The 22,799-nt window shown below is 65.6% G+C and carries 26 protein-coding genes and 1 tRNA gene; 14 read left to right on the forward strand and 13 right to left on the reverse strand.

Features of this window, described 5'->3' with window-relative positions; all coding sequences use genetic code 11:
- Positions 1–147 precede the first annotated feature (147 nt).
- Together CUR21_RS07015 and CUR21_RS07020 are read left to right on the forward strand one after the other, a co-directional pair.
- Positions 148–1,107 (forward strand): DMT family transporter, encoded by a 960-nt coding sequence (locus CUR21_RS07015; RefSeq protein ID WP_100196298.1) that lies wholly within the window; start codon positions 148–150, stop codon positions 1,105–1,107.
- A 437-nt stretch (positions 1,108–1,544) separates the two neighbouring features.
- Positions 1,545–1,621: transfer RNA gene (locus CUR21_RS07020), tRNA-Pro, on the forward strand.
- 34 nt (positions 1,622–1,655) lie between these two features.
- Here the strand turns inward: CUR21_RS07020 and CUR21_RS07025 are convergent.
- Positions 1,656–2,648, reverse strand: a complete 993-nt coding sequence (locus CUR21_RS07025; RefSeq protein ID WP_100196299.1) for an NAD(P)H-quinone oxidoreductase — start codon at positions 2,646–2,648, stop codon at positions 1,656–1,658.
- Positions 2,649–2,658: 10 nt separating this feature from the next.
- Positions 2,659–3,357 carry a COQ9 family protein gene (locus CUR21_RS07030; protein WP_369802510.1) on the reverse strand — a complete coding sequence of 233 codons (699 nt, stop codon included), beginning with the start codon at positions 3,355–3,357 and terminating at the stop codon, positions 2,659–2,661.
- Between the two features lie 114 nt (positions 3,358–3,471).
- Between CUR21_RS07030 and rpsU the strand changes: the two genes are divergently transcribed.
- A complete protein-coding gene (gene rpsU / locus CUR21_RS07035; RefSeq protein ID WP_100196301.1) occupies positions 3,472–3,678 on the forward strand; it encodes a 30S ribosomal protein S21 in 207 nt (68 codons plus the stop codon).
- Between the two features lie 197 nt (positions 3,679–3,875).
- Positions 3,876–4,982, forward strand: coding sequence for an NADH:flavin oxidoreductase (locus tag CUR21_RS07040; protein ID WP_100196302.1), 1,107 nt, complete (start codon positions 3,876–3,878; stop codon positions 4,980–4,982).
- 53 nt (positions 4,983–5,035) lie between these two features.
- Here the strand turns inward: CUR21_RS07040 and CUR21_RS07045 are convergent, their stop codons facing one another.
- Complete coding sequence (locus CUR21_RS07045) at positions 5,036–5,494, reverse strand: Lrp/AsnC family transcriptional regulator (protein WP_100196303.1); 459 nt, start codon at positions 5,492–5,494, stop codon at positions 5,036–5,038.
- 146 nt (positions 5,495–5,640) lie between these two features.
- On the opposite strand from CUR21_RS07045, the gene ald reads away from it, so the two are divergent.
- The gene (gene ald, locus CUR21_RS07050) at positions 5,641–6,759 is read left to right on the forward strand and encodes an alanine dehydrogenase (protein WP_100196304.1); all 1,119 of its coding nucleotides are present in this window, start codon (positions 5,641–5,643) and stop codon (positions 6,757–6,759) included.
- 45 nt (positions 6,760–6,804) lie between these two features.
- Here the strand turns inward: ald and mscL are convergent, their stop codons facing one another.
- Entirely contained in the window at positions 6,805–7,242 is a 438-nt protein-coding gene (gene mscL / locus CUR21_RS07055; RefSeq protein ID WP_100196305.1) for a large conductance mechanosensitive channel protein MscL, read from the reverse strand.
- Positions 7,243–7,408: 166 nt separating this feature from the next.
- Complete coding sequence (locus CUR21_RS07060; protein WP_100196784.1) at positions 7,409–8,008, reverse strand: N-acetyltransferase; 600 nt, start codon at positions 8,006–8,008, stop codon at positions 7,409–7,411.
- A 52-nt stretch (positions 8,009–8,060) separates the two neighbouring features.
- Between CUR21_RS07060 and CUR21_RS07065 the strand changes: the two genes are divergently transcribed.
- Together CUR21_RS07065 and CUR21_RS07070 are read left to right on the forward strand one after the other, a co-directional pair.
- Positions 8,061–8,771 carry an AzlC family ABC transporter permease gene (locus CUR21_RS07065; protein WP_100196306.1) on the forward strand — a complete coding sequence of 237 codons (711 nt, stop codon included), beginning with the start codon at positions 8,061–8,063 and terminating at the stop codon, positions 8,769–8,771.
- Positions 8,768–9,091: an AzlD domain-containing protein gene (locus CUR21_RS07070; protein WP_100196307.1), complete on the forward strand. Its 324-nt coding sequence runs from the start codon at positions 8,768–8,770 to the stop codon at positions 9,089–9,091. Before CUR21_RS07065 ends, CUR21_RS07070 begins: the two co-directional genes overlap by 4 nt.
- On the opposite strand, the gene CUR21_RS07075 is transcribed toward CUR21_RS07070, so the two are convergent.
- The 5 genes from CUR21_RS07075 to CUR21_RS07095 all read right to left on the reverse strand — a co-directional run bounded on the left by CUR21_RS07075 (position 9,092) and on the right by CUR21_RS07095 (position 13,090).
- Positions 9,092–9,703, reverse strand: a complete 612-nt coding sequence (locus CUR21_RS07075) for a hypothetical protein (RefSeq protein WP_100196308.1) — start codon at positions 9,701–9,703, stop codon at positions 9,092–9,094.
- Between the two features lie 11 nt (positions 9,704–9,714).
- Complete coding sequence (locus CUR21_RS07080) at positions 9,715–9,849, reverse strand: aa3-type cytochrome c oxidase subunit IV (RefSeq protein ID WP_100196309.1); 135 nt, start codon at positions 9,847–9,849, stop codon at positions 9,715–9,717.
- A gap of 101 nt (positions 9,850–9,950) precedes the next feature.
- Positions 9,951–10,343, reverse strand: a complete 393-nt coding sequence (locus CUR21_RS07085; RefSeq protein ID WP_100196310.1) for a DUF6173 family protein — start codon at positions 10,341–10,343, stop codon at positions 9,951–9,953.
- A gap of 3 nt (positions 10,344–10,346) precedes the next feature.
- Complete coding sequence (locus tag CUR21_RS07090; protein WP_100196311.1) at positions 10,347–11,381, reverse strand: MBL fold metallo-hydrolase; 1,035 nt, start codon at positions 11,379–11,381, stop codon at positions 10,347–10,349.
- Entirely contained in the window at positions 11,378–13,090 is a 1,713-nt protein-coding gene (locus CUR21_RS07095; protein ID WP_100196312.1) for an acyl-CoA dehydrogenase, read from the reverse strand. The genes CUR21_RS07090 and CUR21_RS07095 overlap by 4 nt, the downstream gene beginning before the upstream one ends.
- A gap of 121 nt (positions 13,091–13,211) precedes the next feature.
- On the opposite strand from CUR21_RS07095, the gene CUR21_RS07100 reads away from it, so the two are divergent.
- The gene (locus CUR21_RS07100) at positions 13,212–14,168 is read left to right on the forward strand and encodes an L-threonylcarbamoyladenylate synthase (protein ID WP_100196313.1); all 957 of its coding nucleotides are present in this window, start codon (positions 13,212–13,214) and stop codon (positions 14,166–14,168) included.
- A gap of 3 nt (positions 14,169–14,171) precedes the next feature.
- Here the strand turns inward: CUR21_RS07100 and CUR21_RS07105 are convergent, their stop codons facing one another.
- The gene (locus tag CUR21_RS07105; protein ID WP_100196314.1) at positions 14,172–15,179 is read right to left on the reverse strand and encodes a hypothetical protein; all 1,008 of its coding nucleotides are present in this window, start codon (positions 15,177–15,179) and stop codon (positions 14,172–14,174) included.
- Positions 15,180–15,203: 24 nt separating this feature from the next.
- Positions 15,204–15,674 carry a transcription elongation factor GreA gene (greA, locus tag CUR21_RS07110; protein WP_198431642.1) on the reverse strand — a complete coding sequence of 157 codons (471 nt, stop codon included), beginning with the start codon at positions 15,672–15,674 and terminating at the stop codon, positions 15,204–15,206.
- A gap of 301 nt (positions 15,675–15,975) precedes the next feature.
- On the opposite strand from greA, the gene CUR21_RS07115 reads away from it, so the two are divergent.
- From CUR21_RS07115 to CUR21_RS07130, 4 genes are all read left to right on the forward strand, one after another.
- Positions 15,976–17,625 (forward strand): electron transfer flavoprotein-ubiquinone oxidoreductase, encoded by a 1,650-nt coding sequence (locus CUR21_RS07115; RefSeq protein ID WP_100196315.1) that lies wholly within the window; start codon positions 15,976–15,978, stop codon positions 17,623–17,625.
- 6 nt (positions 17,626–17,631) lie between these two features.
- On the forward strand, positions 17,632–18,060 hold the full coding sequence (locus tag CUR21_RS07120) for a hypothetical protein (RefSeq protein WP_100196316.1): 429 nt from the start codon (positions 17,632–17,634) through the stop codon (positions 18,058–18,060).
- A gap of 96 nt (positions 18,061–18,156) precedes the next feature.
- Complete coding sequence (locus CUR21_RS07125) at positions 18,157–19,896, forward strand: tetratricopeptide repeat protein (RefSeq protein ID WP_100196317.1); 1,740 nt, start codon at positions 18,157–18,159, stop codon at positions 19,894–19,896.
- A 7-nt stretch (positions 19,897–19,903) separates the two neighbouring features.
- On the forward strand, positions 19,904–20,728 hold the full coding sequence (locus tag CUR21_RS07130) for a 4-(cytidine 5'-diphospho)-2-C-methyl-D-erythritol kinase (protein WP_100196786.1): 825 nt from the start codon (positions 19,904–19,906) through the stop codon (positions 20,726–20,728).
- Here CUR21_RS07130 and CUR21_RS07135 read toward each other — a convergent pair.
- The gene (locus CUR21_RS07135) at positions 20,721–21,737 is read right to left on the reverse strand and encodes a polyprenyl synthetase family protein (RefSeq protein WP_100196318.1); all 1,017 of its coding nucleotides are present in this window, start codon (positions 21,735–21,737) and stop codon (positions 20,721–20,723) included. The two genes, CUR21_RS07130 and CUR21_RS07135, sit on opposite strands and share 8 nt — an antisense overlap.
- A gap of 54 nt (positions 21,738–21,791) precedes the next feature.
- Between CUR21_RS07135 and CUR21_RS07140 the strand changes: the two genes are divergently transcribed.
- Positions 21,792–22,007: a DUF2007 domain-containing protein gene (locus tag CUR21_RS07140; protein ID WP_100196319.1), complete on the forward strand. Its 216-nt coding sequence runs from the start codon at positions 21,792–21,794 to the stop codon at positions 22,005–22,007.
- A 14-nt stretch (positions 22,008–22,021) separates the two neighbouring features.
- The gene (locus CUR21_RS07145) at positions 22,022–22,777 is read left to right on the forward strand and encodes a tRNA1(Val) (adenine(37)-N6)-methyltransferase (protein WP_100196320.1); all 756 of its coding nucleotides are present in this window, start codon (positions 22,022–22,024) and stop codon (positions 22,775–22,777) included.
- Positions 22,778–22,799: the final 22 nt, after the last annotated feature.

Below are 22,799 nucleotides of genomic sequence, written 5' to 3' on the forward strand. Positions count from 1 at the left end.
GCCACTGGCAAGATGTTGCACAAAGGCCCGCCACCCGGCGGGCCTTTGTCATTTCGGCGCTGCGGGGCGTTGAGGCGGGGGGCGGTTTCTGCGCATAGTGGTGGCGCAAACAGGGTGGCGCAGTGCCCCTGTCGGCCGGAGGAACCCATGGGACATAACCTGAAAGGCGCGCTTTACGCGCTGCTGGCCTTTGCGATCTATGCAACCCATGACGTGGTGATCAAGTTTCTGGGCGAGAGTTACAACTCGTTTCAGATCATCTTTTTCTCGGGCCTTCTGGGCTTTCCCCTGATCACCTTCATGCTGATGAGCGACCGGACCGATGGCAACCTGATCCCGCGCCATCCGTGGTGGTCTTTGCTGCGGTCGTTGACCGCGGTGTCGACCGGGGCGGCGGGGTTTTACGCCTTTACCGTGCTGCCCTTGGCGCAGACCTATGCGATTTTGTTCGCGATGCCTTTGCTGATCACGGTGCTGGCGATTCCGATGCTGGGGGAAAAGGTGGGGGCGCGCCGGGGCATTGCCGTGGTGGTGGGGCTGATCGGCGTGCTGATCGTGCTGCGCCCCGGGTCGGCCGAGCTGTCTTGGGGGCATCTGGCGGCCCTGTCGGCGGCGCTGACGGGATCGCTCACCTCGGTGATCGTGCGCAAGATCGGGTCGGATGAACGGTCTGCGGTCTTGATGCTGTATCCGATGGTGGCGACGTTTCTGCTGACCGGGGCAATGATGCCCTTTGTCTATGTGCCGATGCCGCTGGAGCATCTGGCGCTGACGGGGGTGATCGCGCTGATGGCCTTTGTGGCGGCGATGCTGTCGATCGCGGCCTATCGCACGGCACCGGCGATCATTGTGGCACCGATGCAATATTCGCAGATCATCTGGGCGGTGATCTATGGCGCGCTGCTGTTTGACGAAGAGGCGGATTTCTACACGCTGCTGGGCACCGGGGTCATCATCGCGTCGGGGATTTACATCGTGCTGCGCGAAGGCACGGGCAGCGTGTCGAAAAACAGCCCGGTGCTGTCGAACAAATCACGCCCGGAAACCGGATTGATGCCCCGCATCAGCCTGCTGCTGAAACGCGGCGACTGGCGGCGGGGGGCATAAGGGCGGGGCGCCTAAGGGCCTCACGCATCGCTGCGCGAGGCCATTTGTCGAAAAGTGTTTGAACTCGCTGGTATTACTGCCACATTCTTAATGAGGTCGTGGAGGGTTTTACCTTGGCAAGCAACAATGACATTTGTGAAGCGCGGGTGGGCGGGCACTGGGCTGTCATCACCATTGAAGAAGCTTTAACCCTTCGTAGCAAACCCCTTCTTCGCTGCGTGGAATGTCACGGCCAGTTGCGCACACACAAACTGGCGAATAACGGAATGCGCGCGCATTTTGAACATCGCAAAGGCCATAACGGTTGCTCGCGTGGGAGCAGCTATGGCGGACATAAGATGCGGCATCCCGACGCTCTGGAATAGCCCTTGGGTGTCAAGTTTCCCGCGAGCCCTCTTGCAATGAGCAAGGGACAGGTTTAAGGCGGTGCGCACGGTCGGAGCGTAGCGCAGTCTGGTAGCGCACCTGCTTCGGGAGCAGGGGGTCGGAGGTTCGAATCCTCTCGCTCCGACCATTTTTCCCGCCTATGTCCCCATATGACGCTGTGGTCAGCTTTCGACCTTCAGCACGATTTTGCCGGTGTGGGCCGAGCTTTCCATATGGGCATGGGCGGCGGCGGCCTTTTCCAGCGGGAATTCGCTGTCCATCACCGGGGCGAAATGGCCTGCGGCGATCATCGGCCAGACATGGGTTTCTACCGCGCGGGCGATGCGGGCCTTGGCCGCGTCGGATTGCGGGCGCAAGGTAGAGCCGGTGAGCGTCAGGCGGCGCACCATCAGTTCGGAAAAGTTCAGTTCCACCTTGGGGCCTTGCAGAAAGGCGATCTGCACGAGGCGGCCATCATCGGCCAGCGTGCCGATGTTGCGCGGCAGGTAAGGGCCGCCCACCATATCGAGAATCAGGTTGGCGCCGCCCATGGCCTTGATCTCGGCCGCCCAATCCTCGGTCTTGTAGTTGAAGGCGCGCTCGGCGCCGAGCGCTTCGCAGGCGCGGGCCTTGGCGTCGCTGCCGGCGGTGGTGAAGACGCGGGCGCCGAGCGCGCGGGCGATCTGAATGGCGGTGGTGCCGATGCCCGAGGCGCCGCCGTGGACCAAGAACCGCTCTCCGGCCGTCAGGCCGCCGCGCATGACCACGTTGGACCAGACGGTGAAGCAGGTTTCAGGCAGGCAGGCGGCCTCTGCCATCCCCATCCCGGCGGGGACGGGCAGCGTGTGCTGTTCATGGGTGGTGACATATTCGGCATAGCCGCCACCGGGCAGCAAGGCGCAGACCTTGTCGCCGATCTTCCAGCGGGTGACGTTGGGGCCAAGTTCGACCACGGTTCCCGATGCCTCGAGCCCCGGCAGCGGCGAGGCATTGGCGGGCGGCGCATAGCGGCCCGCGCGTTGCAGCGCATCGGGGCGGTTCACCCCGGCATAGGCCACGCGAATGACGATCTGGCCATGGCCGGGGACCGGCACCGGATGGGTCGCGGGTTTGAGCACATCTGGCCCGCCGGGTTCGGAAATCTCGACGGCGCGCATGGTGTGGGACAGGGTCATCGGCAACCTTTCAGCGGAAACGGTCCATCATCTTGCCCGGCAGATCCTCGGGGGTTTCGGGCCTGCGGATCTTTTCCATCAGTTTCAGCGGCCCGGCAAGCACCGCCTTGGCAACGGGATTTTCGCGCATCGCCGCCTTGGCCTTTTCGATGCCCATGACGTTTTCAATGCGGCGGTCGAGGAAATCCCATGTGGCCTGATGGCCGGGGCTGTCATCGCCCAGCCAGAAGAGCACGGTGGCGGAGTAAACGGCCGAGAGCGTCGCGCGTTTGCTATACCAGTTGAAATCGCGGCTGGTGTCGCCCAAGGCCGACCAGATGGCATCTGACGTGCCCCAGATGGCGCGCGCACCTTCGGCGGCATAGATCGGCAGCGCGAAGAGCGTGGTGCCGCGACGGACGGCCTCTTTGTCCTCGACCAGTTCCAGACGCAGGCGCACGGCCTTGGCGATGCGGTCGCGGTAGCGCAGGGCGGAGAGATCGGTGGCGGCAAGCTGTTCGCGCAACCGCGCATCGCCGCGCCGGTGATAGGCAAGCGCGAGATCCACCCCGCCGCGCGGGAACAGCGCGCGGGCCAGACCATCATGCACGCCTGAATCGCGGATGGCGGCGCGCAGCGTGGTTTCGGACCAGCCATCAAAAGGCACATGCAGCAAGGCGGCATCCAGCAGGCGGTCTTCGGGAGTTGCTTCGGGTGTCATGGTCGGCATCCTTTGCAGGGAGACGGGGATCGGGGGCTGTAGACAGGGACAGTGATGTTTGTTATAGCGCGCCCTGCCTGCACATACAGTGCAACTCTAACCTAGGAAGGTGGTGACAACCACATGCAGGTCAGCGTCCGTGACAACAACGTTGAGCAAGCCCTCCGGGCTCTCAAGAAAAAGCTCCAGCGCGAAGGCGTGTTCCGCGAAATGAAGCTCAAGCAGCATTTCGAGAAACCCTCCGTCAAGAAAGCGCGCGAGCAAGCCGAAGCCGTTCGCCGTGCGCGCAAGCTTGCGCGCAAGAAGGCATTGCGCGAAGGCGGCGTTTAAGTCGTTTTTGGAAAGCTGGGCCGGGGGTGTATCCTTTGGCCTTTTGATCAACCCCCGTCCGCAAGGCCGGGGGTTTTTCTTTTGGCGCGCCCGTGCAGGCGGGACACGGCAAGGGCCCGCCTGCACAGTGACTGTGCAGTTGAAAGCGGGCGGGTCGTGCTTAGCTGCGGTGCAGCACAACCAAAGGACACGTCCCGATGACGACAGATGCACTTTTCCGCCCCTTCACGCTCAAGGGCATGACCCTTGCGAACCGGATCGTGATGGCCCCGATGACCCGCGCCATGGCGGCGGGCGGGATTCCGGGCGCAGCGCAGACCGATTACTACCGCAAGCGGGCCGAAGGTGGCGTCGGGCTGATCCTGACGGAAGGCACCGTGATCAACCGTCCGGCGTCGCGCAACCTGCCAGGCATTCCGTTTTTCCATGGCGAGGCCGCGCTGAAAGGCTGGGCCGATGTGGCGCAGGCGGTGCATGGCGCGGGTGGCAAGATCGCGCCGCAGATCTGGCACACCGGATCGACCCGCGCCGGGGCTTGGGTGCCGGAGGCCGAGGTGGAAAGCCCGTCGGGTTTGGTCGGACCGCATGACCCGCGCGGCATCGCGATGAGCGAGGAAGACATCGCCGACACCATCGCCGCCTTTGCGGCAGGCGCGCGCGATGCCAAGGCGGCGGGCTTTGATGCGGTGGAGCTGCACGGGGCGCATGGCTATCTGATCGACCAGTTCTTCTGGTCGGGCACCAACCTGCGCGATGACCATTGGGGCGGGGCCACGATTGCCGAGCGCTCGCGCTTTGCCGCCGAGATCGTTCGTGCCACGCGCGCGGCGATTGGCCCGGATTTCCCGCTGATCCTGCGGGTGAGCCAGTGGAAGCAGCAGGACTATGCCGCGCGGCTGGCGGAAACCCCTGCCGAGATGACCGACTGGCTGTTGCCTCTGGTAGAGGCGGGGGTGGATATCCTGCATTGCTCGCAGCGGCGGTTCTGGGTGGCCGAGTTCCCCGAGCTGGATGGCGAGGACGGGCTGAACTTTGCCGGCTGGGCCAAGAAGCTCACCGGGGCGGCCACGATCAGCGTGGGGTCCGTGGGGCTCAATTCCGATTTCGGCGGGGCCTTCGCGGGCGAAGCGTCGCAGAACACGCCGATCGACGGGCTGATCCGCCGGATGGAGCGCGAGGAGTTCGACCTGATCGCCGTGGGCCGCGCGCTGATTTCCGATGCGCAATGGGTGCGGAAGGTGGAAGAAAACCGCATGGCCGAGCTGGGCGGGTTTGATGCGGCCGATCTGGCGGTTCTGGCCTGAGGTTGGCGGCGGCCCCGGGTGTCGGGGCCGCCACAGCACCGCAAGGGCGGTGTTTACACCGCGATGGCGGTGGTTTTCACCACCGTGCGCAGGGCAAAGGAGGATTGCATCTGCCGCACGCCCGGCAGGCGTGACAGAAACTGGCGGTGGATGCGGGCGAAATCCTCGGTGTCTTCGGCCATGATCTTCAGCAGATAATCCGCCGCGCCCGCCATCAGGTGGCATTCGAGCAGGTCGGGCAGGCGCGCCACCTCGCGCTCGAAGGCGTCGAGCAGCTCTTCGGCTTGGCTTTGCAAGGTGATTTCCACGAAAACCGTGGTGAGCCGCCCGATCTTGCGGGTGTCGAGCAAGGCGACATAGCCCGCGATATAGCCTTCTTCCTCCAGCCGCTGGGTGCGGCGGTGGCAGGCCGAGGGCGACAGGTTGACCCGTTCGGACAGGTCGGCATTGGTGATACGGCCATCGCGTTGCAGCACATTCAGGATGCGGCGGTCTGTTGCGTCGAGTTCCATGGGTGTCGGTGATTTCTTTCGCAGAGATGGGTTTTTGCAGGCAATCTTACGCCAAGGGGCGCGGGTTGTCGCGGAAAATTCAAAGAAGTGACGGGCGATCGGCGCGACACTGACGGCATAAACCAACAAACGACAGGGTGGAGAGTATGAAGATCGGTTGCCCGAAGGAGATCAAGCCGCAGGAATTCCGCGTGGGCATGACGCCAGATGCGGTGCGCGATGCGGTGGCGCATGGCCATTCGGTGCTGGTGGAGACCGGCGCGGGGCTGGGCGCAGGCTTTGCGGATGCGGATTATACGGCGGCGGGTGCGAAGATCGCGCCGGATGCCGAAAGCGTCTTTGCCGAAAGCGGCATGATCGTGAAGGTGAAGGAGCCGCAGGCGGCCGAGCGCAAGCGGCTGCGCGAGGGGCAGGTGCTGTTCACCTATCTGCATCTGGCCCCCGATCCAGAACAGACGCGCGATCTGCTCGACTCGGGCGTGACGGCGATTGCCTATGAAACAGTGACCGACCGCGCGGGCGGGTTGCCGCTGCTGGCACCGATGTCCGAGGTGGCGGGGCGGTTGGCGCCGCAGGTGGGGGCGTGGACGCTGCAAAAGGCCAATGGCGGGCGCGGCGTACTTTTGGGCGGTGTGCCGGGGGTGCTGCCGGCCCGCGTGGTGGTGATCGGCGGCGGCGTGGTGGGCACCCATGCGGCGCGGGTCGCGGCAGGCATGGGGGCGGATGTGGTGGTGCTGGACCGCTCGCTCACCCGGCTGCGCTATCTGGATGATGTGTTTGCGGGCGTGTTCCGCAATGCCTATGCCAGCGGGGCGGCGACGGCAGCGGCGGTGGCCGAGGCGGATCTGGTGATTGGCGCGGTGCTGATCCCCGGCGCGGCGGCGCCAAAGCTGGTGAGCCGGGCGCAACTGGGAACGATGAAGCCGGGGGCGGCGATTGTGGATGTGGCGATCGATCAGGGCGGGTGCTTTGAGACCAGCCGGGCCACCACGCACCAAGACCCGATCTATGAGGTGGATGGCATCATGCACTATTGCGTGGCCAATATGCCGGGGGCGGTGGCCCGCACCTCGACGTTGGCCTTGGGCAATGCCACCCTGCCCTTCCTGCTGGCGCTGGCCGACAAGGGCTGGAAGACCGCCTGCGCGGATGACTCGCATCTGAAGGCCGGGTTGAACACCCATGCCGGGAAGCTGACCTATGCGGCAGTGGGCGAAGCGCTTGGCCTGCCGGTGATCAGCGCGGATGCCGCGATCAAGGGCTGAGGCTTGGCGCGCAGGCCCCCGCGAAACCGGGGGCCTGCGACGGGATCAGGCTTCGCGGCGCTGAAGGGTGTCGCGGATTTCTTTCAGCAGATCGACTTCGGTCGGGCCAGCAGGCGCGGCGGCGGCGGCTTCGGCCTTTTCCTTGCGGATGACCTGATCCTTGAGCCGGTTCACCGCCTTGACCAGCAGGAAGACCACCCAAGCGATGATCAGGAAGTTGATGACGGCGGTGATGAAGGCGCCATAGGCAAAGACCGGAACCCCCGCCTCGCGCGCGGCGGCGAGCGACACCGGATCGGTGCCCGACAGGTCGATGAAGTGGTTCGAGAAATCGACGCCGCCGGTGATCAGGCCGATGATCGGGTTGATCAGATCGGCGACCAGCGAGTTCACGATGGCGGTGAAGGCGGCGCCGATGATGATGCCAACGGCCAGATCAACCACATTGCCCTTGGCGATAAACGCCTTGAATTCATTAATCATTCCACATTTCCCTCTTGGCTGCCTTGCGTGTGGCAGCTTGACTGTGCGCTGTGTCCCGGCGCATGGGGCTGTTTATGCCACAGTCGCGATGCGTTGCGCAGGGGGAATTCCGGAAAGACTGTGTCATCACGGCCCAAAGCAGGGCCGAATTGCCACAGTGCCCCGATCAGGGCAGCGCGCGCACCATGGTGACGGCGCGGGAAAAGCCGAAGACATGGCGCAACGGGCCAAGGGTTTCGCTGCGCCACGCGGCAAAGCCCAGCCGTTCATAGAGCGCGCGGGCGCGGATGTTGGTGTCGATCACCTCGAGCCGGATGGCGCTGTAGCCCCGCGCCCGCGCCTCGTCCATCAGGGCGGCCATCAGGGCGCTGCCGATGCCCTGCCCGCGCGCGGCGGGCGCGACGCACAGACCATCGACAAGGAAGCGATCATTGTCGGTGTCGCTTTGCAGCAGGCGCAGCAAGGCGCTGCGCCACGCCGCGCCAAGGTGACCATAGACGGATTGCAGATCGGCGAGATCGCCTCCGGCAAAGCTGCCTTGCGGTGATTTGAAGCCGACGATGCCCAAGAGCGCGCCGTCATCGGACAGCGCGCAAAGACAGTGATCGGCGCGCAGGACGCGCAGCAGGAAGGCATGCGCGCGCGGGGCCGGACCCATGACGCGGCCCAGCTTGCCGCCGAACGCCTGCCAATACAGGTGCGCGGCCTGAGGACGCAGCGGTTCGGGAAGGCCAAAGCAGATCTGCACCCTGTTTGTCCCTTTCATGTCCGTGCCAAAATGCCTAAGCCTGAGCCGCGGCCCGGTAAAGGCAAAAGACATGACTCCCATACGATCTCCGTTTCTGCGCGGCTGCGTGGCCTCGTCCCCGTTTGTTATCGTGGTGGTGCCCTTTGCGCTGCTGTTCGGGGTGGTGGCGACCGAGGCAGGGCTGAACCTGTTGCAGGTGATGCTGTTTTCTTTCAGCGTCTTTGCCGGTGCGTCGCAATTTGCCGCCGTGCAGCTGATGCAGGATCAGGCGCCGGTGCTGGTGGTGCTGGCGACCTCGCTGGCGGTGAACCTGCGGATGGTGATGTATTCGGTGGCGATGACGCCGCATCTGGGCGCGGCCCCGTTCGGGACGCGGGCCTTGATGGCGTATTTTCTGGTGGACCAAAGCTTTGCCGCCAGCCAGATGGAGTTTGAAAAGCGCCCCGATCAGCCCTTGGCCGACAAGGTGGCGTTTTTCTTTGGCACTGTAACGCCCATTGCGCCGATGTGGTTCATCTCCACCTTTGCGGGCGCGGTGGTGGGCGAGGCGATCCCGGCGGACTATGCGCTGGATTTCGCGGTTCCGATCACCTTTCTGGCGATCTGCGCGCCGATGCTGCGCAGCATTCCGCATGTGGTGGCGGCGGCGGTATCGATTGGGGCGGCGCTGCTGTTTGCGGGCCTGCCCTATGGCACCGGGCTGCTGCTGGCGGCGGTGCTGGCCATGGCGGCGGGGGCCGGGGCCGAGGTGGCGCTGACAAAAGGAGCCAGACAGGCATGACGATTGATCCGACCACCTTCTGGATCGTGCTGCCCGCGCTGGCGATTGGCACCTATGTGATCCGGCTGTCGTTCTTGGGGGTGCTGGGGGACCGCCCATTGCCCGAAGGGCTGCGGCGGGCGCTGCGCTATACGGCGGTGGCGATTTTGCCGGGGCTGGTGGCCCCGGCGGTGCTTTGGCCTACTGCCACGGGCGGGCAGACCGACCCGGCGCGGCTGGCCGCCGCGCTGGTCACGCTGGCGGTGGGGATTGCCACCCGCAGCGTGATTGGCGCCATTCTTGCGGGTGGGGTTACGCTTTATGCGGTGCTGTGGCTGTAGTTATTGCAGGGCCGGATCGCCAGCCTGAACCATCAGCACGCCGTGGTTGTCATCGGCATCTTCATCGGTGATCGTGCGGCTGGTGACACCGGGCAGCTTGCCAAAGGCTTCCATCAGCCGGGCCGGATACCATGTGGAGGGCAGCGATTCAAACCCGGGCACGTCGCGCAGGATTTCGGTGATCGACCGGGTGCATTGTGCTTTGGGCACGGCCCCGTAAGCCTTGGCGCGCTGCGCCACCAGTTCGGCCACAGCGGGCGAGACGAGGATGGTTTGTTCGACCACGTCAAAGGTTTCTCGGGCGTGATAGTCGATGTAGAAATCCACCATCTTGGGCGTCATGCCGAAATGCACGTCATTCCGTTCCGGCAGGTTGGGATGATACCAGGTGCCCGCCGGATCGAACATGATGCGTTCGGACCCGTTGATCAGCAGGCCGGAATGCGCGCCCGACCGGTCACGCGTGGCCAGCACGGTGAACAGCGTGATGGACGTGGGCCCGTTGTGCACATAGCGCGCCCGGGCCACATCTTCATCCGAGGCCCATTTGGGTTCTGCCCCGCAGGCAGCAAGGGTCAGCATCGCCACGAAGGCGAGGATCAGGCGAACCATGTGGAGGCCTTTCAGGCGTTGACAAGAGCCAGGAAGATCAGGATGCCGATGCTGATGCAGGCGCCCCAAGTGACCAAGCGGATGAAGCCTGCGAAGGCTTTTTCCTGAGCGGTGATGTCCATGCTGCCATGCTTGTGTTCGGCCATGTCGCGACTTCCTTTGTTGGGTCTTTTCCTGCTGATAAACGATTCACGCCGCCCTGTCACGGGGCCGGATGTGCGACAGATCGAAGAGGGGCGCGGCGGGATCAGGCCGATCCGTCGCCGGATTCGCCCCCTGCCCAGCCGCTGGGCAGACGAAAGCCGATGCGGCGCGGCGGTTCGGCGGGGCGGCGTTTGGGCACCGCGCGCAGGATCACGTTCAACTGGCTGACGTGCTGAATCAACTGGGTTTTCTGGCCCTCTTCGTCGATGCCATAGAAGGTGAGGATGTCCGGATCGTGAAAGCCCAGACCTTCGATCTGCAGGATGCCCGCGTCTGATCCGGTGAAGCCAAGCGCAACCTCATGCGCGTTGTCGAGCTGGGCTTCAAAATGGCGCAGATGAAGGATGACGCGTTCATAGGCGGATTCGGCAGGGCTTTGCGGCTTGGCCTTGGCGGGCGCCAGAGTTTCGACCGCCTGTGTTTTTGCCTTTGTCATCCGTCAGATCCTTTGCCACAGCCACGCGCCTTCGGGGGAAAGGTGGCGCGAAACGCGGCCCTGATGCAAGAGGTGGTTCAGATGCGCCACCGACTCGACCAGCGCCATGCCATAGGCCGGGCCGGTGATCTCGCGCTTGAACAGCGGAAGGAAACAGTCGGCGGCGGTGCGGGGCTGGGCCAGATGGTCGTGCAGGCGGTCGAGCGCGCCGAGGTGGTTGTCGATCATCTGCACCAGCCGCAGCGGCAGGCCGGTGAAGGGCAGTTTATGGCCGGGCAGCACCAGCTGCGAGTCACGCGCCAGCGGTTGAAACTGACGGCAGCTGTGCAGCCAATCGGCCAGCGGGTCGCCATCAGGCTCGGTCGGGTAGACGCCGATGTTGGCGGAGATGCCGGGCAAGAGTTGATCGCCGCCTAGAATCAGATCGCCCGACCAGAAGGTGGCATGATCGGGCGCATGGCCCGAGCCGAAGCGGATGGTCCAGTCGCGCCCGGCCATGTGGAGGGTGCCGCCATCGTTCAGCACGGTGAAGCCCAAGGGCATCGGGGCCACCACGTCGCAGAAATTGAACGGGCGGGCGGTGGCGCGTTCGGCCAGCATCGCGGCTGGCATTCCGGCGCGTTGGGAAAACAGATGCGCTTCGGGGCTGGGGACGGGCTGTTCATCCAGCACCAGCATCCGGGCATAAAGCCATGCGGTGCGGGGCATCAGAAGCTCTGCCCCTTGCGCCTGAAACCAGCCGGCAAGGCCGACGTGATCGGGGTGGTGGTGGGTGACGATGACACGGCGCACCGGACGGCCTGCCAGCGGCCCCGCCAGCAAGTGCTGCCAGATCGCGCGGCTGCGCTTGGTGTCCATCCCGGTGTCGATCAGCGTCCAGCCGTCGCCTTCGTCCAGCGCATAGACGTTGACGTGATCGAGCGTCATTGGCAGCGGCAGGCGCATCCACAGGATGCCCGGCGCGACTTCGGTGGCGGTGCCTTCGGCGGGGGCCTCCGCGAACGGATGGCGGATGCCCGCGCCGCTGTCGGGGGTCATGCGGCGAAGTCTTCGGGCGACAGCGCGTACAGATCGGCTGCGCCTTCGCGCATCTGGGCCAGAAGGCCAAGATATTCCGGCAAGAGGCGTTTCACCGCGACGCGGGCCAGCGCGGTGCGCGGGCCGCTGCCGCCTTCGGCCAGCGCGGATTTCAGGTGGAAATGCCCGCCCAGCACCAGCGCAAAGGCGCGCAGATAGGGCACCGCCCCGGCGAAACGGTCGGTCAGGTCCTGCGCCAGCAGCGCCTCGGTGGCTTCGCGCAGCGATTCGCAGGCCTGCCAGACATCTTCGGCCAGATCGGGGAGCCGGGCGCGGGCGGTTTGCGCGCCCATCTCGATTTCGCGCAGCAAGAGGAACGCGGCCTCGCCATTGTCCATCATCTTGCGGGCGACGAGGTCCATGGCCTGAATGCCATTGGTGCCTTCGTAGATCGGCGTGATGCGGGCATCGCGCAGGAATTGGGCGGCGCCGGTTTCTTCGATAAAGCCCATGCCGCCGTGGATCTGCACCCCTTCGGAGGCGACGGCGACGCCGACATCGGTGCCATAGGCCTTGGCGATCGGGGTCAGGAAGGCCGCGCGGGCCTTCCAAGCGGCTTCGCCGGTGGCATGGGCCATGTCGATGGCGACGGCGCAAGACAGGCCGATGGCGCGGGCCGAGGTGACTTGTGCCTTCATCGTGGCCAGCATCCGACGCACATCGGCATGGCCGATGATGGTGGGGGTGGCCGGATCGGCGGTGCGGCCTTGGGTGCGGGTCATCGCGTAATCAAGCGCCTGCTGATAGGCGGCTTCGGCCACGCCGACGCCTTGCAGACCCACGCCCAGCCGGGCGTTGTTCATCATGGTGAACATCGCCGCCATACCCTTGTGCGGGGCGCCCACCAGCCAGCCCGTGGCACCGTCGAATTGCATCACGCAGGTCGGGCTGCCATGGATGCCCAGCTTGTGTTCCAGACTGACCACCGAAAGGCTGTTGCGCGGGCCGGGATTGCCCGCCGCATCGGGCAGGAATTTCGGCACCAGAAACAAGCTGATGCCCGAGGTGCCGGGCGCGCCATCGGGCAGGCGGGCCAGCACCAGATGGATGGTGTTGGCCTGAAAATCGCTATCGCCCCAAGTGATATAGATTTTCTGGCCGCTGATCGCATAGCTGCCGTCGCCCTTCGGTTCGGCCTTGGCACGGAGCGCGCCGACATCAGACCCGGCCTGCGGTTCGGTCAGGTTCATCGTGCCGTTCCATTCGCCCGAGATCAGCTTGGGCAGATAGGTGGCCTTGAGGTCGTCGCTCGCGTGGTGTTCCAGCGCTTCGATCTGGCCTTGGGTCAAGAGCGGGTTCAACTGCAAGGACAGGCAGGCGCCCGAGAACATTTCATTCACCGCGCTGGCAAGGGTAAGCGGCAGGCCCATGCCGCCATTTTCAGACGCGGCGGCGATGGCGACCCAGCCGCCCTCGGCGATGGCGTGATAGGCCTCGGCATAGCCGGGAGAAGAGCGCAGGACACCGTTTTCAAGCCGGGCCGGCACTTTGTCACCGGCGCGGTTGACCGGGGCCAGCACTTCCGAGGCCAGACGACCTGCCTCGGTCAGCACGGCGTCAACCGTTTCCGGCGTGGCTTCGGCAAAACGGTCGGTGGCGGCGACCTGCGGGAAGCCGACGACATGATCCAGCAGAAAGCGCAGATCAGAGAGGGGGGCGCGGTAGGGCATCGGAACCTCGGATATGTCGGCGACAGGGCGGCTTGCCTTGGCAAATGCGGCGGGCAAGGGTAAGGGCGTTGAGCACAGGTTAGCCATGGGGGCCAACCTCTCAAGCCCTACGCTGCGTCACATGACACTTATTACCAAAGACCTTGGCCCGGACCAAACGGGCATTGCAGAGGCTGCGGCGATTTTGCGCGCGGGCGGTCTGGTGGCGATGCCGACCGAGACGGTCTACGGGCTGGCGGGCGATGCGCGCAACGGGACGGCGGTGGCGCAGATCTTTGCGGCCAAGGCGCGGCCCAGCTTTAACCCGCTGATCGCGCATGTGACCGGGCTGGAGATGGCGGAAGAGATCGCGGTGTTCGATGACCGCGCGCGGGCGGTGGCGGCGGCCTTCTGGCCCGGCGCGCTGACACTTGTGTTGCCGCTGCGCGCGGGATCGGGGCTGTCGCCATTGGTAACGGCGGGACTGGCCACGGTGGCGATCCGCTGCCCGGCGCATCCGGTGGCGCAGGCCTTGATCCGGGCGTTTGGCGGGCCGCTGGCCGCGCCTTCGGCCAATCCTTCGGGGCGGGTGTCGCCGACACGGGCCGCGCATGTGCGGCAAGGTTTGGGCGGCAAGATTGATGCCATTCTGGATGGCGGGCCCTGCACGGTGGGGGTGGAATCCACCATTCTGGGGCTGGATGGCCCCCCGACCCTGCTGCGCCCCGGCGGTGTGCCGGTGGAGGCGCTGGAGGCGATGCTCGGCCCGATCGGGACGGGCGGCGATGCCCATAAGCCGACCGCGCCGGGACAGCTGGCCAGCCATTACGCACCCGAAGCCGGGGTGCGCTTGCAGGTGACGGAGCCGGTGGTGGGCGAGGTCTGGGTGGGCTTTGGCCCCGGCTGCGACGGGGCGGCGCTGTCGCTTTCGCCGCGCGGCGATCTGGTGGAGGCGGCGGCGGCACTGTTCCAGACGCTGCGCGAAGCCGATGATCTGGCAGGCCCGGGCGGGCGCATCGGCTTTGCGCCCGTGCCCGAGCAGGGGCTTGGCCGGGCGATCAATGATCGGCTGCGGCGCGCGGCGGCGCCCCGGCCTTAAGGTCTAGTCAAAGACGCCCATCACCCGGCCAAAGAGCATGAAGGCGCGGGCGGTGCGGGTGTCGGCCAGTTCGGAAATCTCGGCATCGGTGGCGTTCTTCTCGAACTGCTGGAACATGCGGTCGAAGGTGCGCAGGAAATGGTGGCCCGCGTCGCGGAACACCGGATCTTCGCGCATCCGCCCGGCGGTGAGCGCCAAGGACGAGCGGTCGCGCACCCCGCCGATGGCGGCGATGCCGCGCCCGCGTTCGCCTGCCGCGAAACGGCGCCAGAGTTCGGGGCGCGCGCGGTCGGGGCGCAGGTCATCCATATAGATGCCCTCTTGGCTCATCAGCGTCAGCACGTCTTGGGCGGCGCGGATCAGCTTGGCCACGTCGCGGTCTTCCAGTGCCAGACGCAAGGCGCGGAAGCCTTCGCGGTCATCCGGGTTTTCGGGAAATTGCAGGGCGCGGATGAAATCGGCCACCGAAAGCGGTGGGCGCATCGATTCGGCAGGCGTGCCCAAGGCGAGGCCGGGTTGTTCCTCGGCGGGCGCGGGCGGCGGGGGCGGCACCAGCGCTGCCTTGCGGTCGGCCGAGGGTTGGGTCAGTGCGGCATCGCGGCGTGTGCTGAAGCTCGCCAGCGCGGTTTCCGTCTGGCGCGCGATGTCATCAAGCTTTTTCTCGACCGAAGGGCGCATCCCCGCCGCGTCCTTGCGCTGCGCGTTGACATAGGCGGTGCGCATCGCATCGACCGTGGCTTGCAGACGCGCGGCCTCGGCCCGGAGTTCGCGGACGGAGCGCAAGGTGGTGACGGCCGCCCAGATCAGCGCCAGCGGCAGAAAGACCACCAGCAGCGTCATCACCAGACCGGGGAGGCCGCTGCCTTCGGGGGCGTTGAGCACATAGACCACCACCGCAACCACCCAGATCACCGACAGGGCGGCGGCGATCATTTCGGTCACGGCGAAGCGCGGCACTTCGGTGCGGGCGGTCAAGGCGAGGTCGATGGTCTTGTCTTCGGTGTCGGGCATGGGTGCCTCGCTGCGCGCCGGGAATCAGACGTAACGAACGCTGACCACTTCATAACTGCGATCCCCGCCGGGGGTCTTGACCTCGACGCTGTCACCTTCGTCCTTGCCGATCAAGGCGCGCGCCAGAGGCGAGCGGATGTTGAGCAGGCCGCGTTCGATATCGGCCTCGGTTTCGCCAACGATCTGATATTTACGCTCTTCTTCGGTGTCTTCGTCGACGAGCACGACGGTGGCGCCAAACTTGATGGACCCCGACAGCTTGGTGGGATCGATCACCTCGGCCAGAGAGAGGATGCCCTCCAGCTCTTTGATGCGGCCTTCGATGAAGGACTGCTTTTCGCGGGCCGAGTGGTATTCGGCGTTTTCCGACAGATCACCATGCTCACGCGCTTCGGCAATCGCGCGGATCACGGCCGGGCGCTCCACCGATTTGAGGGTTTTCAGCTCTTCATCCAGAGCGTCAAATCCGCCACGGGTCATCGGGATCTTTTCCATCGTCCATCTTCCACGAAAAGGGAGGCCACGGCCCCTGTGGGGGGCCATGGCCCGTCACTAACTGAAGATTACCCAAGCGGATGGCGGGGTGAAATGCAAGAGGAGATGCTGCACGGCGGCGGCGGGTTGTCGCCCAAGGGCGCGCGGGCCTTGGGCAGGCGCGACAGAAAGTTGCGGGCGCGCTGCATTGCGGCAATGTGATGTTGCGTTATGGTTGACCCTAAGTCTGCCATCGGGCAATGACAAAGCCAGCAAAATCACGAGATCAGACACGGGCCCGGCCCGTCAGCGGAGACGACAGATGAGCCAGATTGCACGTGAAAAGATGGAATATGACGTGGTCATCGTCGGCGCAGGCCCGGCGGGCCTGTCTGCCGCGATCCGGTTGAAGCAACTGGACGCCGATCTGTCGGTGGTGGTGCTGGAAAAAGGCTCGGAAGTGGGCGCGCATATCCTTTCGGGGGCGGTGCTGGACCCGGTGGGTCTGGACGCCTTGCTGCCCGACTGGCGCAGCATGGGCGCGCCGATCAAGACGCTGGTGCAGGAAGACAACTTCTACATGCTCGGGCCTGCCGGGCAGATCCGCATCCCCAACTTCCCGATGCCGCCCCTGATGAACAACCACGGCAATTACATCGTGTCGATGGCCAATGTCTGCCGCTGGATGGCGGGCGTGGCCGAAGGGTTGGGGGTAGAGATCTTCCCCGGCATGTCCTGCAGCGAGTTGGTGTTTGACGGGAACCGTGTGGCGGGCGTGGTGGCGGGCGAGTTTGGCCGCGATCCCGCGACCGGAGAGCCGGGGCCGTCTCATGAACCGGGAATGGAGCTGCATGGCAAATATGTCTTCCTGTCGGAAGGCGTGCGCGGCAGCCTGTCCAAGCAGGTGATCGAGAAATACGATCTGTCCAAAGGCCATTGCCCGCAGAAATACGGCCTTGGCATGAAGGAAATCTGGGAGATCGACCCGGCCAAGCACAAGCTTGGCACCGTCACGCATACGATGGGTTGGCCCTTGGGCAAGAATGCGGGCGGCGGGTCGTTCATTTATCATCTGGAAAACAATCAGGTTTACATCGGTTTCGTGGTGCACCTGAACTACGAGAACCCGCATCTTTACCCCTATATGGAATTCCAGCGCTTCAAGCATCACCCGATGGTGGCCGAGCTTTTGGCGGGCGGCAAACGCGTGGCCTATGGCGCGCGGGCGATCTCCGAGGGTGGCTGGCAGTCGATGCCCAAGATGGTGGCACCGGGGGTGGCGCTCTTGGGTTGTTCGGTGGGCATGGTGAACGTGCCGCGCATCAAGGGCAATCACAACGCCATGCTGTCGGGCAAGGCAGCGGCCGAAGCGGCCCATGCCGCGATCAAGGCGGGCCGCGCGGGCGATGAGTTGGCGGCCTATGAGGCCGAGGTGCGCGGCGGCGCGATTGGCGCCGACCTGAAGAAGGTGCGCAACGTCAAGCCGCTGTGGTCGAAATACGGGTTGGTCGCCAGCCTGATGGGCGGCGGTCTGGACATGTGGACCAACACCTTGGGCTTTTCGCTGTTCGGCACGCTGAAGCATGGGAAATCGGATGCGGCGGCAACGGGGCTTGCCAAGGATTTCGCGCCGATCGATTACCCCAAGCCCGATGGCACGCTGTCTTTCGACCGCCTGACGAACGTGGCCTATAGCTTTACCAACCATGACGAAGCGCAGCCCGCGCATCTGAAGCTCAAGGACCCGTCGATCCCGATTGCGGTGAACCTGCCGAAATATGCCGAACCCGCGCAACGCTATTGCCCGGCGGGCGTGTATGAGGTGGTGGCGGAAGACGGCAAGGCCCCGCGCTTTGTGATCAACTTTCAGAACTGCGTGCATTGCAAGACCTGTGATATCAAGGACCCGTCGCAGAACATCGTCTGGACCACCCCGCAAGGCGCGGGCGGCCCGAATTATCCGAACATGTGAGGCAAGATGAACGGACCGGGGCGCGAGGACATTGTGGTGTTTGTCGAGCGCCGGACCGGGCGGCGGCTGACAGCGGCCGAACAGGCCGATGTGCTGGCGGCGCTGGATCTGGACGGGGCGGAGGCCGAGGCTTTTCTGGCGGCTTTCGCTGCGGCCTTTTCGGTGGATATGACCGGTTATGAGCCGCGCTTTCACCACCGGGACGAAGCGCTGCTGCGCCGCCCGGGCTGGCCGATCGCGCCGCCCTTGTTGTTCGGGGTGCGGCTGCCGGTTTCGGTGACGACGCTGGCGCAGGCGGCCCAAAGCGGGCGCTGGCCGGTGGTCTATCCGGCGCTGACGGTGGCGCGGTCGGGGCAGTGGCTGAATGTGCCGCTGTTGTTGATCGGGCTGCCGCTGCTGGCGGCGGTGGGGATCGCCTTGGTGGGTTTTTTCTGACATTTGCGCGATCATCGCTGCACATGGCCCCCCGCCATTGCCAGCGGCGCGGGGGGCCGCTAGCTTTGCGCTGTCCTTCCCATGAAAAGTGCCGCAATGACCCACCCTCTGCCGCCCCGCCTGACTGCCGCTGTTCTGGCGGCACTGCTCGCGTTGACCCCGGCATCCCTGCCCGCGCAGACCGACCCGTCCCCGCCGCCCGTGGCGGAACCGGGGGATGCCGGGGCCTATCTCGCGGCGCGTTCTGCGGCGGTGCAAAACGATTTCCGCCAAGGCGCGTTCTGGTTTGCGCGGGCGCTGGAATCTGACCCCGACAATCTGGGCCTGCTGGAGGGGGCGGTGCTGTCCTTCATCGGCATCGGGGATTTCCCCCGCGCAGCCGAAGCCGCCCAGCGCCTGACCGCGCTGGAAGGGCGCAGCATCGGGGCCAATATCGCGCTTTTGGTGCGCGACGTGCAGGCCGAGGATCATGACAGTCTGCTGGCGCTGCCGGCGTCTCGCAAGATCGGCAATCTGCTGGATGATCTGACCGCTGCTTGGGCGCAGTTCGGCAAGGGCCGCATGTCAGAGACGCTGGCGGCTTTTGACGCGGTTGCCGCGACGGATGGGCTCAAGGCCTTCGGTCTGTATCACAAGGCGCTGGCCTTGGCGGCGGTGGGCGATTTTGAAGGGGCGGATGACATTTTGTCGGGCCGCGCCGAGGGGCCGTTGGTGGTGAACCGCCGGGGCCTGATCGCGCATGTGCAGATCCTGACCCAGTTGGAGAAATTCGATGAGGCCGCCGCCTTGCTGGAACGCGGCTTTGGCGGCGACCCGGACCCGGAGGTGACGGCGCTGCGGGCGCAGGTGGAGGCAGGCACGCCTTTGGCCTTTGACGTGGTGCGCAGCGCCAAGGATGGCATTGCCGAAGTGTTCTTCACCGTGGCCGTCGCGCTGAACGGTGAGGCCGAGGATGGCTATACGCTGCTCTATTCCCGGGCAGCGCTGGACCTGAACCCCAACCATGCCGAAGCGCTGTTGCTGTCGGCGGGCCTGCTGGAGCAATTGCGCCAGTTCGAGCTGGCGGGGGAAACCTATGCGCTGTTGCCGCCCGACCACGCCAGCTTTCACGCGGCCGAAATCGGGCGGGCTGCCACCCTGATCGCGCTGGAACAGCCCGACGCGGCTTTGGCGGCGCTCAAGGCGCTGACCGAAAGCCATCCGGACCTGCTGCTGGTGCATATGGCCTATGGCGATACGCTGCACCGGCAAGAGCGGTTCGAAGAGGCGAGCGCCGCCTATGATGTGGCCTTAGCCTTGGTGCCAGAGCCCGAAAACCGCCATTGGGGCCTGTTCTATGCCCGCGCAGTGTCGCATGAACGCTCGGGCCAGTGGGAGGAGGCCGAGGCCGATTTCCGCAAGGCGCTGGAGCTGAACCCGGATCAGCCACAGGTGCTGAACTATCTGGGCTACAGCTTTGTGGACCGGGGCGAGAATCTGGAAGAGGCGCTGGAGATGATCGAGCGCGCGGTCGCGGCGCGGCCCGAGGCGGGGTATATCATCGACAGTCTGGCTTGGGCCTATTTCCGGCTGGGCCGCTATGAAGACGCTTTGGCACCGATGGAGCGGGCCAGCCTGCTGGAACCGGTGGACCCGGTGGTGACCGATCATCTGGGCGATGTCTATTGGGCGGTGGGGCGGCAGTTGGAAGCGCGCTTCCAGTGGCGGCGCGCGCTGTCCTTTGACCCCGAAGAGGATGAGGCGGTGCGCATCCGGCGCAAGCTGGACATCGGTCTGGATGCGGTGCTGGCCGAAGAAGGCGCGCCGCCGCTGGCGCCGGTGACGAATGGCAACTGAGACGGCGGTGGCAACGGAATTTGCCCCGGCCAAGGTGAACCTGACGCTGCATGTGACCGGACAGCGGGCCGACGGCTATCATCTGCTGGATTCGCTGGTGGTGTTCGCCGATGTGGGGGACCGGGTATCGCTGCGCCATGACGCGGCGCTGAGCCTGACGATCACCGGGCCACAGGCGGCGGCGCTGCCGGTCAGCGACGACAATCTGGTGCTGCGCGCGGCGCGGCTGATGGGCGGGGCGGCGGCGATCACGCTGGACAAGGTGTTGCCGGTGGCTTCGGGGATCGGGGGCGGCTCGGCGGATGCGGCGGCCTGTTTGCGCGCGCTGGCGCAACTGGGGCGCGCCCTGCCGACAGAGGCCGAGGTGCTGCGGCTGGGGGCGGATGTGCCGGTGTGTCTGCGCGGAGTCCCGCTGCGGATGCAAGGCGTGGGCGAGGTCTTGACCGTGCTGCCCCCCCTGCCCGAGGCGTGGCTGGTGCTGGTCAATCCGGGGGTCGGCGTGGCAACCCCCGCAGTGTTCCGAGGGCTGGCGCGCAAGGACAACCCACCGATGCCAGAGCTGCCGCCGATGGCCGCGGCCCCGGCGCTGGCGGACTTTCTTCACCAGATGCGCAATGATCTGGAGCCTGCGGCGCAGGCGGTGGCCCCGGTGATCGGCGCGGTGAAGGCCGCCTTGGCCGCGCAGCCCGGGTGCCTCTTGGCGCGGATGTCCGGCTCGGGCGCCACCTGTTTCGGGCTGTTTGGCAGCGCGGGCGCGGCAGAGGCCGCCGCGCGGGCGGTGCAGAGCGCCGAGCCGGGCTGGTGGGTGGCCCCTGCCCGCATGCTCAGCTGATGCGTTCGACCACGTAATCGGCCAGATCAGACAGCATGTCGCGCAGATCATGGGCGGGCAGCGGCGCAAGCGCCGCGCGCGCCTTTGCGGCCCATGCCAGCGCATCGGCGCGGGCGGCTTCCATCGCGCCATGGCGGGCCATGACGACGCGGGCATGTTCCAGATCGCCCTCGCGCTGATCCCCCTGTTCGATCACCCGCTGCCAGAAGGCGCGCTCTTCGATCGAGGCTTTCTCCACCGCCTTGATGACCGGCAGCGTCAGCTTGCGTTCGCGGAAATCATCGCCGGTGTTCTTGCCGATGGCCGCATCGGTGCCGCCGTAATCCAGCAGGTCATCGACGATCTGGAAGGCGATGCCCAGCGCGTCGCCATAATCATACAGCGCCTGCACCTGATCCGGGCTGGCCCCGGCGATGACGCCGCCCACTTCGGTGGCGGCCGAGAAAAGCGCCGCCGTCTTGCCGCGCACCACCTTGAGATAGATGCTTTCATCGGTGCGCAGATCCTGCGCGGCGGTCAGTTGCAGCACCTCGCCTTCGGCGATCACCGCCGAGGCATTGGACAGAATCGCCAGAACCCGCATGTTGCCGGTTTCGGTCATCAGCTGGAAGCTGCGGGCAAAGAGGTAATCGCCGACCAGCACGCTGGATTTGTTGTCCCACAGCAGGTTGGCCGTAGGGCGGCCGCGGCGTTGCTGGCTTTCATCGACGACATCATCATGCAACAGCGTGGCGGTGTGGATGAATTCCACCGTTGCCGCCAGATGCACATGGAACGGCCCGTCATAGCCGCACATCCGCGCGGCGGCGAGGGTGAGCATCGGGCGCAGGCGCTTGCCTCCGGCCTCGATCAGATGCGCTGTCACCTCGGGGATTCGCGGCGCATGTTCGCTGGCCATGCGGTCGCGGATCAGCTGATTGACCGCATCCATATCGCGCGCCAGCCAAGCGGAGAGCCGTTCTTGTGGCTTTTGCGGAGGCTGTTCTGCTGCGATCCGATCCAAACTCATCCCCTGCCTGCTCCACTCTCGCCTTTTGCGTGAAAAGGCCATAAATCTGGGCCCATGAAAGAGCTGTTGCGCACAAACGACATAACCCTGATCGCCTATGCCCAGGCCCTGCTACAGGGCGAGGGTATAGCGACGTTTGAAATGGACGTCCACATGAGCATCCTTGATGGCAGCCTTGGCATATTGCCGCGTCGGTTGATGGTGCGAGATCAAGACCTGTTTCTGGCGCGCACGGTGCTGCGCGACAATGACATCGACCCCGGATTGTAAGCCAAGCTGCCCCGATGTTCGACGATGCCGACCTGACAGATGACAAGTTCCTGTGTGGCAGGCTGAACCTGTTGCAGCCCGCCAAAGGCTACCGGGCGGCCACCGACCCGGTGCTTCTGGCCGCCGCCTGCCCGGCGCGCGCGGGGGATCGGGTGCTGGACATCGGCTGTGGCGCAGGGGCGGCCAGCCTGTGTCTGGGCGCGCGGGTGCCGGGGGTGATGTTGTCGGGGCTGGAGGTGCAGCCGGGCTATGCGGCGCTGGCGCGGCGCAACGCGGCGCGCAATGGCGTGGCGATGCAGGTGCATGATGGCGATCTGACGCAGATGCCCGCCGCGCTGCGGGTGGATTTCGACCATGTGATCATGAACCCGCCCTATTACCCGCCCGAAGGAACACGGTCGCCGGTGCCGGAACGGGCACGCGCCATGCAGGTGGAGTTGCCCTTGGGCGACTGGGTGCAGGCGGGCGCGCGCAGGCTTGCCCCCGGCGGCTGGCTGACGCTGATCTGCGGCAGCGACGGCTTGCCAGCGGTGCTGGCGGGGGCGGGCAAGCTTGGATCGGTCAGCGTGCTGCCGCTGGCCCCGCGTGCGGGGCGCGCGGCGTTGCGCATCATCGTGCAGGCGCGCAAGGGCGGGCGGGGGCCGTTCCGCCTGCTGGCCCCGCTTGTGCTGCATGCGGGCCCTGCCCATGACGGCGACCGCGAGAATTACACGCCCGAGGCGAGCGCGGTTTTGCGCAACGGCGGCGACCTTTTGGCGCGATTTCGCTGAATTTGCGGCAAGTCCTGTGACC

It is taken from the genome of Pseudorhodobacter sp. MZDSW-24AT, assembly GCF_002794355.1.
In the GTDB taxonomy this organism is placed as follows: domain Bacteria; phylum Pseudomonadota; class Alphaproteobacteria; order Rhodobacterales; family Rhodobacteraceae; genus Pseudotabrizicola.